Below are 14393 nucleotides of genomic sequence, written 5' to 3' on the forward strand. Positions count from 1 at the left end.
TGACATTAACTAACGCACAGTTTGTTCTGGTTTATCATGATAATGCTCATTACGCAGCGTTATCGCGCCCAAGATCCCTAAATGTAAAAATTGACGAGACTGTAAAAGTCTCGTCAATCAGTTTAATCGAATAAATGAAGCAAAGCTTACTCTGCCTCAAGCTTACCTTAGCGTGGCGCTGAAGTTAATAACCCGCGGCATGACCATCTTTACGGCTCTCAGAAGCCGCACGATACACGCCCGTTTCAGCATTAAATCCAATAGCTTGATAGCCGCCAAAATCGCCAAGGCCGTCACGCAGCACATGCCCTTTCTTGATAAGCTCACGGCGCGTTTCCACAGGGAAGCCCGATTCCAGACTGACGTAGCCGCCATCATTCATCACTTCGCCGGTGGGCTCGGTTGAACCCATATGCAAAATTCTGGGGGCATCGCCCGCTTCTTGCAAGTTCATTTTAAAATCAATCAGGTTCATTACAATCTGTGCGTGCATTTGTGGTTGAGTCGCGCCGCCCATCACCCCAAAGCTGAGCCAAGGTTTACCGTCTTTGGTCACAAAAGCGGGAATGATAGTATGGAAAGGACGCTTGCCCGGTGCGTAGGTATTAAAACGCCCCTCAGTTAAATCAAACATTTGCCCACGGTCTTGCAACACAAAACCGAGATCAGGCGGCGTCATGCCCGAGCCCATACCACGGTAGTTACTTTGAATGAGTGACACCATGTTGCCGTCTTTGTCGGCGGTGGTCAGGTACACAGTATCGCCATGTTGCAACGCAGGATTACCCGCATCGACACTCTTGGCCGCTTTATTGGGATCGATTAACTTAGCGCGATCATAATTGTATTGCTGCGAAATCAACTCGTTAACCGGCACTTTATTAAAGGCCATGTCGGCATAAAACTTAGCCCTGTCGGCAAAGGCGAGTTTTTTCGCTTCGACAAATAAATGCACATATTCAGGGCTATTAAAGCCCATGGCGGCAATATTAAAGGGCTCCATGGTTTTTAGGATTTGCAGCGCCGCAATACCTTGACCATTGGGCGGCAGTTCCCATACATCGTAACCACGGTAGTTCACCGAAACCGGCTCTATCCAGTCGCTAGTATGGCTGGCTAAGTCATCATAACTTAAATAACCACCTTGGGATTTCATGTACTTATCGATACTTTTGGCGATATCGCCTTTATAGAAAGCATCGCGGCCGCCCTTGGCAATTTTCTCATAGGTATTAGCAAGCGCTGGGTTTTTAAAGATTTCGCCCACCGCTGGCATCTTGCCATTAGGCATATAAGTTTCTTTAAAACCGGGGAATTTTGCGAGTTTTTTACCACTCCCCTCAAGGTAATAGGCGATGAGTTCGGACACAGGGAAACCATCACGGGCGTAATGGATTGCGGGCGCAAGATTATCGGCCATCGCTAATTTGCCGAACTTATTATGCAGTTCATACCAGCCATCCACAGCGCCGGGCACAGAAACAGGCAAGGGTCCAAGCGGCGGTAAATAGTCTAAGCCGAGGGACTTAAGCTTTTCTAAACTTAAGGATTTTGGACTGCGGCCCGAAGCGTTAAGACCATAGAGGCGTTTATCTTTCGCGCTCCAGACGATGGCAAATAAGTCACCACCAACACCCGAACCCGTTGGTTCGACTAACCCTAGCATGGCATTCGCTGCAATCGCCGCATCGACCGCACTACCGCCCTGCTTGAGTATATCAATAGCGACTTGTGTGGCGAGTGGTTGACTGGTCGCCGCCATTCCATGGGTGGCATACACTTCTGAGCGCGTCGCAAAGGCTTTACCCGTGATCCTATCCATGGCCATCACTCCTGAAGACGATATTGCCGTCGCCACTGTCACTAAGGTACAAATTGATTTTATTGTTTTTATCATAATTCCTCCCACTCTGGAGAAATTAAGGTAACAAGGATGGTCGAAAATATCACCAACCAATACCACATAGGCCTAAGTTAAACGTAAGCAAAAATATCGTACTTTCGTTGGTGATAGCTTATCGCCGTGGCATTAATACCTGACCGCTTAGATTTGCTCTGCACAATATCAATATGTCTAAGATTCAAATAGTACCAGCGAGTGCGGCTCTGTCGTGACCCCGACTTTTTGGCCGATAGTGAGCTGCATCATTTGGCTTCGCACTTCGACATAATAAGCGTGAGAAGCGGCTTCAATTTTGACCCAGTAATGACAAAAAGCGCCTAAGAAACGCCGCTCTGTGATCGTGCCCACACCTTGCTCATCGGCGCTGAGCGTCAATTGCTGCGGGCGCAAGAATACCGTACCGCTGAACTCGCTCGGCAACCCTAATGGCGTAAGGCTGGTTAAATGACCGATAGGAGTGGCAACTCTGTGTCCATCGAGCACTGCGGCGGGTAAGTAATTACCGCTACCTAAAAAGTCCGCCACATAACGGCTGTTTGGCGCGGCATACAAGGCTTCGGCGCTGCCATACTGCACTATAATGCCTTGATTAAAAATCGCCAAAGTATCAGCAAATACAAAGGCTTCATCCTTACTGTGGGTGACAAACACCGCGCTAACATTACGCTGTTTTAAAATGCTGCGAATTTCCGCCATCATCTCGTAGCGCACTTGGGCATCGATATTAGAAAAAGGCTCATCGAGCAGTAATAACTGCGGCTCATAGGCAAGTGCCCGCGCAATCGAGACGCGCTGCTGCTGACCGCCAGATAACTCATGGGGATAACGCTGAGCTAAGCCTTCCAGTTTGACTAAGGTTAGCATGTCATCCAACCGTGCCTGACGCTCGGCGGCCGACAATTTAGCCACGCCAAAAAGGATATTCTCCGCCACAGTTAAATGGGGGAAAAGCGCATAGTCTTGGAAAATCATGCCGATACCGCGCTGCTCGCTAGGCACAAACTGGCTGTCGCCACTCACAACGCGGCCATTGATCTGGATTTCACCTTGGCTAATTGCCTGTAAGCCCGCAACCGCCCGCAACAGTGTGGTCTTGCCGCAACCGCTAGGACCTAACAACGCAAGGATTTCCCCTTGGTCGAGGGCCAAGCTCAAGCCTTTGAGTACTTGCTGGCCCTGATAATCGCTATGAACTTGCATAAGTTTGAGCGTGTTTGCCATCAGCTGTGTTGCTCCAATGAACGGTTTAAATAAATCAGCGGCACTAAGCCCACCAGTACAATGACAATCGCGGCTAAGGCGCCGTGCTCGAGTTTTTCATCGGACACAAACTGGAAAACATAGGTTGCGAGGTTTTCAAAGCCGATAGGTCGCAGTAATAATGCCGCAGGCAGTTCCTTCATGCTTTCGATAAACACCAATAACGCGCCCGCAAACAATCCCTTACCAAGTAGAGGTAAATGCACTCTTTGCAGTAACTGCCGTGGACTTTGGCTCATAGTCAGGCTCACCATGTCCAGCGATGGCGAAATGCGTTTATAGCTGCTTTCAACGCTGCCGATAGCAATTGCCACAAAACGTACGCAAAAGGCAAAAATCAACGCTACTACGCTGCCCGTCAGGATAAGTCCTGGGCCGTCTAAACCAAGCAGATCCGCCAGATCATTAATCGCAAAATCGAGCATAGTGAGCGGCACTAATACGCCGATAGCGAGCACAGTGCCGGGCAAGGCATAACCCGTCGAGGCTAAACGTGAGGGCAAGGCATCACTGGGTCTTGGGCTTATCCGGCGTACAAACATGAGCAGCAAAGCGATTAAGCAACAAATTAAGCTAGTGATCAGCGCAAGGCTGAGACTGTTAAGGCTTAACTGCCAAAAGCTCTCATCCCAGCTTTGTTCAAAATAACCAATGGCATAGGACAATAGAATCCCAAAGGGCAACAAAAAGGCTAATAGCAGCAGAGTGGCACAAAAGCTCAGTGCAACTGCGGTTTGCGCTGCCGAGAGTCGATACAAATCACTGGCTTGGATGCGCGATTGCTTTTGGAATAACTGCTGTTTACGGCGAGCGAAACGCTCAAATCCAATCAAGCTAAACACCACCAGCAAGATAATAGCCGACAACTTAGCGGCGGCGGTCAGATTGCCATAACCCAACCAAGTGTCATACACGGCCGTGGTTAAGGTTGGTACGGCAAAATAGTTAACCGTCGCAAAATCGGCGGCCGTTTCCATAGCCACCAAAGCCACGCCAACCGCGAGTGCTGGCCTTGCCATAGGCAATGAAAGCCGCCAAAAACTCTGCCAGGGTGAACAGCCCATAATGCGTGAAGCATGGGCCAAACTTAAGGATTGCTCCATAAACGCGGTGCGCGCCAAGAGATAAATATAGGGAAATAACACCAGCGACAACATGCACGCTGCGCCGCCTAAGGTGCGAATGTCGGGGAAGAAATAATCCTGCGGTGAGCTCCAGCCAAATATCGATCTCAAGCTGCGCTGCACTGGCCCCGCATAATCGAGCAAATCGGTATAAACGTAGGCAACAATATATCCCGGCATAGCGAGGGGAAGTAATAGCGCCCATTGCAAATAACGCCTGCCGACAAATTCACAGCGGGCCATCAACCAAGCACAGGGTAACGCGAGTAATAACGCGCCCAAACTCACCCAAAAGATCAACAATAAACTGTTGATGATATAAGTCGGCAGAACCGTTGCTATCAAGTGGCCAAACACGGCTTCGTCAGGCTGCAAAGCTTGCAATATCAGTGCAACCAGTGGCAACACCAGTATGGTGGCGAGCGCATAACCAGCAAGCGACCAGCTTCTGGCTAATCCTAAAATCATGTCAATCCTTAAAAAGTCACAGCGCCAATCAATGGCGCTGATAACCTAATCTGCAATTTTTCACTCTCACTTAAAGCAAAATGCTAGAGATCAAACTGCACTTCATCTAATAACTTAACCGCCGCTTGGTGATATTCGGCCAGTTTAAAAATAGGCAATTGATCCGACTTAAACTCGCCCCATGAAGCCACTAAAGGCGAAGGTGCTACATCGGCTTTCACTGGATATTCCATATTCACATCAGCATAAGCCTTTTGAGCCACATCGGCAGATAAGAATTCCATCAATTTGATCGCATTGGCTTTATTCGGTGCATGACGAGCTAGTACCATACCAGACACGTTCACATGGGCACCGCGATCGGCTTGGTTCGGGAAGTTAATCGTCACCGCTTCAGCCCAGCTTTTTTGCTCTGGGTCTTGCATCATGTTGCCGTAATAATAGCTGTTGCCGATGGCGATATCACATAAGCCTTCTTTTACCGCTTTCACTTGGGCTCTGTCATTACCCTGTGGCTTGCGCGCTAAGTTACTCTTCACGCCTGCCAACCAAGTTTTCGCCTCAGCTTCACCGTGGTGGGCAATCATAGATGCCACTAACGCTATGTTGTATGGATGCTTACCGCTGCGTGTACAGATTTTGCCTTTGTATTTAGGATCGGCGAGTTCTTCATAGGTAATTTGCTGCGGCCCTAAACGGTCTTTCGCCGTGTAGAGATTTCGCACTCGCATGGTCAGGGCGTACCACTGGCCGTCAGGATCGCGATACTGGGCAGGTATATTGCTTTCGAGTTGGGCATTTTTAACCGGTGAAGTCAGATCTTTATCGACTAATTCAACTAGACGTGAGAAATCAGAGGTCAGCACCAGATCTGCAGGGGATAAACGACCTTCACGGGCGAGACGCTCGGCAATGCCGTCCTTTGCAAAGACCAAATTCACACCTATGCCGGTTTCTTCGGTGAAACGCGTCAGGATAGGCTCCACCAAGAAGGCTTGGCGATAAGAATAAACTGTTAATTTATCATCAGCATTCGCCGAATGCCCAACCGACATTAACCCAACTACTGCTGCGCAAGTTACCCATTTCATTACCGATTTCTCCCCAAAGTGATGACGTGTTCAGCGAGTGTGAACATGGCTGCATTAATGATAATGCTTATCAGTTGCGCAAGAGTAATAGATAGATAAGTGGAGGGCAATAGTCTATTTAACTTTTTGTTTTTAATGAGTTTAAACTAAAAACTGGTTATTATCTCAAATCAAACTAAACTGAACCTTAATTTGCTTAAAATGCTTTGAGGAGGTGTTATGTTAACTGTTTTGCTGCTAGGCGTAGTCGCAGTGGCGCTATTTGGCTTATTTAAACTCAATACTGGCCACAAACGGCATAAACGCTATGCTAAAGCTGTTATTCCATACACTGACGGGACTAAGCTGCATCATCATTTTCACAGTGTAAGCATAGTGAATGACGGCAGTTGCTGTAAGCAAGTTGAAACATTCTCTGGAAAACGTTTTCTATCAAAGGATGCGCCGGAAATTCCGATGGAAAAATGCACTATGACCCACTGCCAATGCCGCTATCAACACCATGAAGATAGGCGTCAAATAGGGAATGATCGCAGAGTCGAATATGGGGTCACTCGGGATTTATTCGGCGCTTTTGGAGAACAAAACCGCCGTGATAGACCAAAGGGAAGACGCGCAACCGACGGCTGAGCATCTTCATCCAATTACTGGGGACGTGTTTGAATAAATGCGGGTTGATCACGCATCTCACTAAACCAAAGTGCCGTCGCAGGGGCAACCTTGCGCCAATCTAACTCTGGATGTCTAAAGTCCACATAATCAAGCAGGCAAATTAAGGCTAATTGCGGTGCCTGAATCGTGGTTTGGGTGATCACGGTTTGCAGCTCAACCTGCATAAGGCCACGCAGCAATGCTTGTTCAAAACGGGCCGTCCAAAAAGCCGATCTCACAGCTTCATCTTCACGCATCTGCTCTTGGCGCAATTTTACCGCGCTATCGATTAAGCCTTTTATCAAGGAATACTGACACTCCAACACCCAGTTATGACTTGAGATGCCAAACATCTTACGATCGCCAAGCTCAGCATCTAGGTAACGCATAATCACTTCGCTATCGAACAGTGCCACGCCATCGTTGGTGATAAGACACGGGATCTGTCCTAACGGGTTGGCATCGAGTAATTCGGCACTGTTTTCAAAGGGATTAACTAGCTGCTCTTCAATATTGTTAATCCCTAAATACTGGATTAAGGCTCTAACACAACGGGCATAGGGTGAAGCTTGAGAACTTAACAACTTCATCAAAAAATTTCCTTTTATTTGCATTAAACGCTATGGCTATTAAGGGGTGAGAACTGTTTACTCTCACCGCCCATATAAAATGGGATCACCAATATTTTTCTACGGTAATTTGTCCCGGAGCGCGACGTAAGTTCTTCACCAATCCCTTATCGAGTAAGGCACTTTGGGCGCCATTTATCATACCGGGATTGCCGCAAATCATGACTTGGGAATCAGCGGCACTTAAGGTTAATCCTGCCTTTTGTTCGATTTCACCCGAGACTATGCCCTCGGGAATACGACACTGCAACGCATCGGCCAAAGGTTCACGGGTCACACTCAAGACTAATGTAAACTGTGCTGGGTATTTGCGTTCTAACTCACGCAGCTTATCAAGGTAGGCTAAGTCCTGCGCCTCGCGCACGCCATACACAAGCACCACTTTTTCAAAACGCTCCCAAGGTTCATGGGTGTCGAGCATAGACAAAAACGGCCCTACCGCTGTACCTGTGGCCAAAAACCATAAGTGCTTGCCTTGGAGTTCACCCTTAGGAATTTCCGCTAAGGTCATGAAACCGGTCGCGGTTGAGGTGATTTCAATTTCATCGCCTATGACAAGGTTGTGTAATTGAGGCGATAACAGACCGTCCTCTACCGCAACGGCGAGCACTTCGGCATAGGGTTTATCGGGGGAATTTACTAAGGAGTAAGCTCTGGCCACACGCTTATCATCTTGCATTTGACTTAACTTGATAAACTGACCAGGAATAAATGGGGCTAACTCGGCGGCGATGCGCAATGAAAATAACTTATCGCTCCAATCAATACGTTCTATAACTTGTCCCCTAGTCCACATAACTTGCCCTCAAGCGAAACGTTAAATAGGCTTCCAGCATAGACTTTTTTCCGCATAACAAAAACCCCTTATGATAAGGGGCTTATGACGATAGAACCGAAAACAACAGAGCGTTAACTGGCACTCGATTGTGTCTCATCTGTCTTCTTGTTAAAGCTATCCCTAAAGGCCTGTAATCCCTCTTGCACTAAACCGTAGGTTTTATCGACACCATCGGCAATATCACCCTGCAATACTTTAAGACCAGACAGAATATCTTTCGCTTCTTTAAAGCCGTTATCAATTGCACCACCAATAATTCCCATAAAGCTATCGAGTTGTTCATCTAAGCTCATACCTGAATGTTGCTGCTGATGAATCCCAAAGAATTTAGTCGCAAAATTCACAATGCGATCAGCTGTGGCCTCTGGAGACATATCAACGCCATTATCGTAAGCGGTTTGAGTCGCGTTTTCGCCCATAGTAGGCGCTAGCTCTTTGTCTATGGCATCAATAGCTGCACGATAGAGCAAGGTCATAGATTGATCGCCTGACTTGATATTCACTTCCTGCTGCGCTGATAAGATCGCTTGATTCATTAATAACTTACTAGTCTGATATGCCGTTTGCTTGGATGTGACTTTCGCGTCCTTCGAATCACTCACTTCGGTACCCTTAGGCGCCGTATTTTCAGCATATTTTTTCTGCGGCAAAGGGGTACTTTGCACTTGAGAGGATTTATTGATTTCCATGATGACTATCCATTCAATTCGGGTCGACTTTATTATCGACCAAAATTTGACCAGCTTTAGTAATTTTTAGAATTGAAGTACCATCGTGACCACAAGGCCATGATAAGGCCCGCATAAATTGAGTGGGTTCATTCTTTATAAATTGCATAAAGCGCCATCCACCCGCATGCAGCTCATTACTATCGTCGAGCTTAGAGATAAGCCAATAGAAAAGGATGTTACACCATGGCAACAGGCCGCAGTTTGAGTCATTTCCGCTTTCACGTGTTTACACGAATGCTTAAGCGCACTACTGAGCACTATATGGGCATCAATATTAAACGCCTTAGTTTGCTCACTGGTCTTATTATCTTAACTTGCCTCAGCCTCGCACCGATTAGCCAAGCCCATGCAGAAAACAGGCTGATTATTTTAGTCAGACATGCCGAAAAAGCCGACACGCCAGCCAATGACCCACAGTTATCGCCCAAGGGGGAAATGCGCGCAACGTCACTGATCACCGCCTTGAACCGCACGCCATTGTCGCAACTCATCGCGACTCAATACCTGCGAACCCAGCAAACACTCGCGCCCATCGCCGAGGCTCGCCATTTGCCCGTGACGATAGTCGAAGCAGCTAAACCTATCGAAGAACATATTCAGCAGATTGTCGAACAAGTGCATACAGTACAAGGCAATACGCTCATCGTTGGGCATTCAAACACAGTGCCATTGATCATCAAAGCCCTGGGTGGACCTGAGATCCAAGCGATCGGCGAAGAGGACTACAGTCAGCTGTTTTTACTCTCTCTTAATGATGGCCAACCCGCAAGCTTGATCGCCACCCGTTACGGACAAGAATAAGGATAAATAACATGAGTGAACTCAATTGGTTTATGTGGGGACTCGATCTGTTTTCAGGACTGTTTTTGATCGTTATAGGACTCGCAGTACTCGCGGTTATTTACATGTATATCGCAGATAAAATGCAGACCAAACAAGCGGTAAGACATAACTATCCCGTGATTGGTCGCTTTCGATATCTGTTCGAAAAACAAGGTGAGTTTTTCAGACAATACTTTTTTGCCCAAGACAGGGAAGAACTCCCCTTCAACCGTGCTGAACGCAGCTGGGTGTACCGCGCCGCCAAAAATGTCGATAGAACCATAGCCTTTGGTTCGACTCGCCCTTTGGATACAGCTGGTACTATCATGTTTATGAATACCGCCTTCCCAACCCAAGATGAAGATATCACTCCTATTCACCCGCTGACGATTGGCACTCACTGTCGTCAGCCCTATACAACTCAAGCCATTTGCCATATTTCAGCCATGAGTTTTGGCGCTCTATCGCGCCCAGCCATCACCGCCCTTTCCCATGGCGCAGCGCAAGCGGGTTGCTGGCTTAATACGGGTGAAGGCGGTTTGAGCCCTTATCATCTCAAAGGTGGCTGCGATCTCGTCTTTCAAATTGGAACAGCAAAATACGGTGTGCGAAATGAACAAGGACATTTAGACGATGAAAAACTGAAAGCGATAGCGATTCATCCTGAAGTCAAAATGTTCGAAATCAAAATGAGCCAAGGCGCAAAACCAGGCAAAGGTGGCATTTTACCCGGTATTAAAGTGACCGCAGAGATTGCCCATATTCGCGGTATTCCAGAGGGACACGACTCAATCAGTCCCAATGGCCACATCGAATTTAAGTCAGTAAACGATATTTTGGATATGGTTGAGCGAGTACGTGAAGTTACAGGTAAACCTACCGGCATTAAAGCCGTACTCGGCGATGTGCAGTGGCTGGAAGATTTATGTGATGAAATTGAACGCCGCGGCGAAGACTCCGCCCCCGACTTTTTCACCTTAGACAGCGCCGATGGTGGCACGGGCGCAGCGCCGCAACCATTAATGGATTATGTCGGATTACCATTGAAAGAAAGCTTACCTATCCTAGTCAATATCTTGATCCAACGAGGCTTGCGTAAACGCATCAAAGTCATCGCCTCGGGCAAACTTATCGTCCCATCCAGAGTCGCTTGGGCTTTGGCATTAGGCGCCGACTTTATCGCATCAGCCCGAGGCAACATGTTCGCCCTCGGCTGCATTCAAGCCTTGCAATGTAATAAAGATACTTGTCCAACGGGTATCACGACGCACAATCCAAAACTACAACAAGGGCTAAATCCTAGGGATAAATCGACGCGGGTCGCTAGCTATAATCATAATTTACACCATGACTTAGGGCTGATTGCGCACTCTTGCGGTGTGACAGAGCCAAGACAGCTCAAGCCTTCACATGTACGAATTGTGCTCGATAGCGGCTTATCCATCTCACTCGACAAATTCTATTCGCACATGGATAAATAGCCGCGAACCCTTGCGGTTATTAGCCAGTACAACTTTTGTCTATATGGGTTTTACATCAGGTATATTTGAATGCGCATCACAAAAGAGGTAAGATTCGTGAGGTGAGGCGTTATTCAAATACCTTACCCACAATAGAACTTAAGGAAACACTTTGAAATCTAGCTTCGTAAGCCAACTGCCCCCCAGTAAAACTGTAAGCACGAGCTGTAAGAGCTGTAATCGCCTAACTGAGATCGAAGGCGAGCTTGTGTGTTTTCGTGAAGGACAGATCATTCGACTCACCTTGATCGATGAGTCAGCGCCTAAATTGAATCTTTTATGCGAAGGTTGGAAAGCTGGCAAGCTGAACGGCGTAGCTTAATTCGGTAATATTTATCGAGAGTCGCATTCATCTAGAGTAGTTCTAGAGCAAAATAACGCTTCCTTGAGCATCGAGAATAGAAGTTCACCTCTATCCTCCCACATTCTTATCTAACGCGTGCTTTCTAACGCATTTTCTAGCGTATGGCCTATGATCTCTAGCGCATGCTCATCATATAGTCACTTGTCGGCACGTTCATATCGCGGATCACACCCGCAAGTACCATCTCTGGATTGACCTTAGCCAAAGTAAGGCACCGAGTCGTCACCAGTAGACCCGCATTCAATTCAGCATGAATACGTTGCAGCGAATCATAATCAACACCACGTTTTTTCAATGTCGCCATGATGGCATCCCAATCAGTGGCGACTTTTTCTTCTTTGCCTTCAATGTTAACTCTCAGTGCAATATTTTCCATGCCAGATCTCTTCCGATTGATGTGTTGGCATTTGAGTATAGAGAGCCAAAGCTGAATAAAGACTGAACTGTATTGCGCTATTAACTGCTCAGAGGAGTATGTTGTTGCTCATTTTGTATCCGCCATAATTTGGCATATAGACCATTTGCCAATAGCAAAGTCTGATGATTACCTTGCTCAACAATTTCACCTTGGCTCAAGACGACGATTTGGTCAGCATCGACAATAGTAGATAATCTATGAGCTACCACAAGGCTGGTATGCCCTTTAGCAACTTCCCGCAGTGCCGACAAAATCGCTTGCTCGGAGCGGCTATCGAGCGAGGATGTCGCCTCATCAAACACCAGCACGGGTGAGCCCTTCAAAATGGCCCTCGCTATAGCGACCCGCTGTTTTTCTCCGCCAGAGAGTTTTAAGCCGCGCTCACCCACCTTTGTATCCCAACCAAGGGCAAGTGATGCGATAAATTGCTCTAAGTGCGCCAGTTTAATCGCGTTGCGCACCTCTTCATCCGTCGCGCCCGGGCGACCATAACGTATGTTCTCAACTAATGAATCGTTAAATAGCACTGTATCCTGCGGCACGATAGCGATGGCCCGTCGCAGCGCATCTTGCGTCAGATGACGGATATCTTGTCCATCGATTTTGATCCCGCCTTGGTCTACATCGTAAAATCGAAACAACAGTTTAATCAGCGTCGACTTACCGGCACCACTATCGCCGACTACGGCCACTTTTTTTCCCGCTGCAACCTTAAAACTCACGCCCCGCAAAATTTGCCGCTCGTCGTAGCTGAAATTCACGTTTTCAAATACCAGCTCGCCCTTGGTGGGCTGAAAATCGAGCGCTTGGGGTGAGTCGACTATCATGGGATGCTTATCGAGCAGGCTAAACATGCGCTCAATATTGGCTAAGGCGCCGCGAATTTCGCGATACACGAAACCTAAGAAGTTAAGGGGTAAAAAGAGCTGCATCATAAACGCATTAATCAATACAAAATCACCTAAGGTCATATCGCCATAGGTGACTCGGTACGCCGCCAGCGCCATCATAGCTGTCATCGCCAGAGCGATAATCACAGCTTGTCCGCCATTGAGCGCAAACAAAGATAAACGGTTTTTACGCTTAGCGACTTCCCACTGTTCGAGCGCTTGATCGTAGCGCTGCGACTCATACTTCTCATTATTGAAATACTTAACAGTTTCATAGTTCAGCAAACTATCAATCGCCCGTGTATTTGATAAAGAGTCAGCCTTGGCGGCATCACGTACATACTCAGTGCGCCATTCAGTCGCGACCACAGAGAAAATAATGTAGGCCAACACAGCAATAAAGGTGATTGCCGCAAACGCAATCCCGTAGTTATAGAAGAAAATGCCAATCACCATGACAATTTCGAGCAAGGTCGGCACTATGTTGAACACCATAAACCGCATGAGGAAACTCACGCCACTGGTGCCGCGCTCAATATCACGGGATAGACCGCCGGTTTTGCGCTCTAGATGAAAATCGAGATCAAGTCGGTGTAAATGGTCGAATACCGCTAAGCCTAAACGGCGGATCGCCCGCTCAGTCACCCGACCAAACAAGGTATCGCGGATCTCCCCCGTAATCGCCGTCAGTAAACGAATCGCACCATAGGCCAACACTAATCCCACGGGCACACTAAGGGCTTGCGCGGTTTTATCGGCATCTAAGGTGTCGACCAAATGCTTCAGTATAAAAGGCAAAGCCACGCTGGTCAGCTTAGCGATGATGAGGCATGACATCGCCAGGGCAATACGGCCTTTGTATTCCAATAAGTAAGGCCAAAGCAGCTTCATGACGTGCCAGTTTAATTTATCGACTGGACCTTCAAAATATAACGTTGGACGCATAGGAGATAACCTTGAATGAGTTATGCCAATTGTAACAGTACAAACCAGACATAAGCTAAACGAAACGAGCAAAGCTTGAATAAAATCAATCAGATTTTCCTGACAGACAAATAGACTTATTCACGACACAATCCGTTGCTATTCTGATCCTATTAAAAGCTAAAACGTCATACTTACGCATTACACTGGCATATTCATAATAAATGAATTTATACTGATTTCTGTGCTGGTATAAATACCGATAGCTTGCGTTTGACTTGACCTTTGCGCCGTATAACAGAAGACAAGTTTGCTGTGGGGGAAGGCTTAGCTCAACCTTACTGCTGTTGATTATTTTTGCAGTTTTGCCCAAAATGCCATGGAGGCGGTTATACAAATCGATAGAATTTGTTAACCTCTACACGCTAGATTTTGCGATTCATACGCCCAAGCTCTAGCGAGAACATTAAGACAAACAAATTAAATAAGATCAAAGGAAGCTTTATGTTGGATTCCGCTAAAGTTCAATACCCGCCATTACCACTGATCCAAACTTGGGTGTGGATGATGATCGAATCAGGCAATCCAGAGATACAAGATAAAGGTAGAGACAACCTTATTGCCGCCTTTGGTAGCTTAGCCAAAGCAAATGAATACATTGTTGAAATAAGCAATAAATAGATAAAACAAAGGCGCCGGGATAGCGCCTTTGTTTTTACTTTACCCGCAATCGTTAACGACTAACTCAGGTATCGTTGCG

Annotated in this window: 14 protein-coding genes; 5 read left to right on the plus strand and 9 right to left on the minus strand. The window is 47.1% G+C overall.

Annotation, left to right across the window (positions count from 1 at the left end; translation table 11 throughout):
- Window positions 1–184: 184 nt before the first annotated feature.
- From ggt to KV201_RS00515, 4 genes are all read right to left on the minus strand, one after another.
- The gene (gene ggt, locus KV201_RS00500) at window positions 185–1897 is read right to left on the minus strand and encodes a gamma-glutamyltransferase (protein WP_226058217.1); all 1713 of its coding nucleotides are present in this window, start codon (window positions 1895–1897) and stop codon (window positions 185–187) included.
- 177 nt (window positions 1898–2074) lie between these two features.
- Window positions 2075–3124 carry an ABC transporter ATP-binding protein gene (locus KV201_RS00505; RefSeq protein ID WP_226058218.1) on the minus strand — a complete coding sequence of 350 codons (1050 nt, stop codon included), beginning with the start codon at window positions 3122–3124 and terminating at the stop codon, window positions 2075–2077.
- Window positions 3124–4755 carry an iron ABC transporter permease gene (locus KV201_RS00510; RefSeq protein WP_226058219.1) on the minus strand — a complete coding sequence of 544 codons (1632 nt, stop codon included), beginning with the start codon at window positions 4753–4755 and terminating at the stop codon, window positions 3124–3126. Before KV201_RS00510 ends, KV201_RS00505 begins: the two co-directional genes overlap by 1 nt.
- A gap of 83 nt (window positions 4756–4838) precedes the next feature.
- On the minus strand, window positions 4839–5846 hold the full coding sequence (locus KV201_RS00515; RefSeq protein ID WP_226058220.1) for a Fe(3+) ABC transporter substrate-binding protein: 1008 nt from the start codon (window positions 5844–5846) through the stop codon (window positions 4839–4841).
- A gap of 219 nt (window positions 5847–6065) precedes the next feature.
- On the opposite strand from KV201_RS00515, the gene KV201_RS00520 reads away from it, so the two are divergent.
- On the plus strand, window positions 6066–6476 hold the full coding sequence (locus tag KV201_RS00520) for a hypothetical protein (RefSeq protein ID WP_226058221.1): 411 nt from the start codon (window positions 6066–6068) through the stop codon (window positions 6474–6476).
- A 14-nt stretch (window positions 6477–6490) separates the two neighbouring features.
- Here the strand turns inward: KV201_RS00520 and KV201_RS00525 are convergent, their stop codons facing one another.
- The 3 genes from KV201_RS00525 to KV201_RS00535 form a co-directional block, all read right to left on the minus strand.
- A complete protein-coding gene (locus tag KV201_RS00525) occupies window positions 6491–7087 on the minus strand; it encodes a glutathione S-transferase N-terminal domain-containing protein (protein WP_226058222.1) in 597 nt (198 codons plus the stop codon).
- Between the two features lie 85 nt (window positions 7088–7172).
- Window positions 7173–7922: a ferredoxin--NADP reductase gene (locus KV201_RS00530; RefSeq protein ID WP_226058223.1), complete on the minus strand. Its 750-nt coding sequence runs from the start codon at window positions 7920–7922 to the stop codon at window positions 7173–7175.
- A gap of 113 nt (window positions 7923–8035) precedes the next feature.
- Window positions 8036–8653 carry a DUF5610 domain-containing protein gene (locus KV201_RS00535; RefSeq protein WP_226058224.1) on the minus strand — a complete coding sequence of 206 codons (618 nt, stop codon included), beginning with the start codon at window positions 8651–8653 and terminating at the stop codon, window positions 8036–8038.
- Window positions 8654–8878: 225 nt separating this feature from the next.
- Between KV201_RS00535 and KV201_RS00540 the strand changes: the two genes are divergently transcribed.
- The 3 genes from KV201_RS00540 (at window position 8879) to KV201_RS00550 (ending at window position 11359) form a co-directional block, all read left to right on the plus strand.
- The gene (locus KV201_RS00540) at window positions 8879–9496 is read left to right on the plus strand and encodes a histidine phosphatase family protein (protein WP_226058225.1); all 618 of its coding nucleotides are present in this window, start codon (window positions 8879–8881) and stop codon (window positions 9494–9496) included.
- A gap of 11 nt (window positions 9497–9507) precedes the next feature.
- Window positions 9508–10998, plus strand: a complete 1491-nt coding sequence (locus KV201_RS00545) for an FMN-binding glutamate synthase family protein (protein ID WP_006084153.1) — start codon at window positions 9508–9510, stop codon at window positions 10996–10998.
- Between the two features lie 151 nt (window positions 10999–11149).
- A complete protein-coding gene (locus KV201_RS00550; RefSeq protein ID WP_006080153.1) occupies window positions 11150–11359 on the plus strand; it encodes a hypothetical protein in 210 nt (69 codons plus the stop codon).
- Window positions 11360–11516: 157 nt separating this feature from the next.
- On the opposite strand, the gene KV201_RS00555 is transcribed toward KV201_RS00550, so the two are convergent.
- Window positions 11517–11777 carry a hypothetical protein gene (locus KV201_RS00555; protein ID WP_006080152.1) on the minus strand — a complete coding sequence of 87 codons (261 nt, stop codon included), beginning with the start codon at window positions 11775–11777 and terminating at the stop codon, window positions 11517–11519.
- Between the two features lie 80 nt (window positions 11778–11857).
- The gene (locus tag KV201_RS00560; protein WP_226058226.1) at window positions 11858–13654 is read right to left on the minus strand and encodes an ABC transporter ATP-binding protein/permease; all 1797 of its coding nucleotides are present in this window, start codon (window positions 13652–13654) and stop codon (window positions 11858–11860) included.
- A gap of 483 nt (window positions 13655–14137) precedes the next feature.
- Between KV201_RS00560 and KV201_RS00565 the strand changes: the two genes are divergently transcribed.
- Window positions 14138–14314 (plus strand): hypothetical protein, encoded by a 177-nt coding sequence (locus KV201_RS00565; RefSeq protein ID WP_006080150.1) that lies wholly within the window; start codon window positions 14138–14140, stop codon window positions 14312–14314.
- The last annotated feature ends 79 nt before the right edge of the window (window positions 14315–14393 follow it).

It is taken from the genome of Shewanella sp. SR1 (genome assembly GCF_020447145.1).
Classification (GTDB): Bacteria; Pseudomonadota; Gammaproteobacteria; order Enterobacterales; family Shewanellaceae; genus Shewanella; species Shewanella baltica.

Coding starts and splice junctions, on each gene's coding strand:
- KV201_RS00545 (WP_006084153.1), top strand. CDS start 9,508: ATGAGTGAACTCAATTGGTTTATGTGGGGACTCGATCTGTTTTCAGGA.
- KV201_RS00505 (WP_226058218.1), bottom strand. CDS start 3,124: ATGGCAAACACGCTCAAACTTATGCAAGTTCATAGCGATTATCAGGGC.
- KV201_RS00560 (WP_226058226.1), bottom strand. CDS start 13,654: ATGCGTCCAACGTTATATTTTGAAGGTCCAGTCGATAAATTAAACTGG.
- KV201_RS00525 (WP_226058222.1), bottom strand. CDS start 7,087: ATGAAGTTGTTAAGTTCTCAAGCTTCACCCTATGCCCGTTGTGTTAGA.
- KV201_RS00540 (WP_226058225.1), top strand. CDS start 8,879: ATGGCAACAGGCCGCAGTTTGAGTCATTTCCGCTTTCACGTGTTTACA.
- KV201_RS00555 (WP_006080152.1), bottom strand. CDS start 11,777: ATGGAAAATATTGCACTGAGAGTTAACATTGAAGGCAAAGAAGAAAAA.
- KV201_RS00565 (WP_006080150.1), top strand. CDS start 14,138: ATGTTGGATTCCGCTAAAGTTCAATACCCGCCATTACCACTGATCCAA.
- KV201_RS00520 (WP_226058221.1), top strand. CDS start 6,066: ATGTTAACTGTTTTGCTGCTAGGCGTAGTCGCAGTGGCGCTATTTGGC.
- KV201_RS00535 (WP_226058224.1), bottom strand. CDS start 8,653: ATGGAAATCAATAAATCCTCTCAAGTGCAAAGTACCCCTTTGCCGCAG.
- KV201_RS00515 (WP_226058220.1), bottom strand. CDS start 5,846: ATGAAATGGGTAACTTGCGCAGCAGTAGTTGGGTTAATGTCGGTTGGG.
- ggt (WP_226058217.1), bottom strand. CDS start 1,897: ATGATAAAAACAATAAAATCAATTTGTACCTTAGTGACAGTGGCGACG.
- KV201_RS00510 (WP_226058219.1), bottom strand. CDS start 4,755: ATGATTTTAGGATTAGCCAGAAGCTGGTCGCTTGCTGGTTATGCGCTC.
- KV201_RS00530 (WP_226058223.1), bottom strand. CDS start 7,922: ATGTGGACTAGGGGACAAGTTATAGAACGTATTGATTGGAGCGATAAG.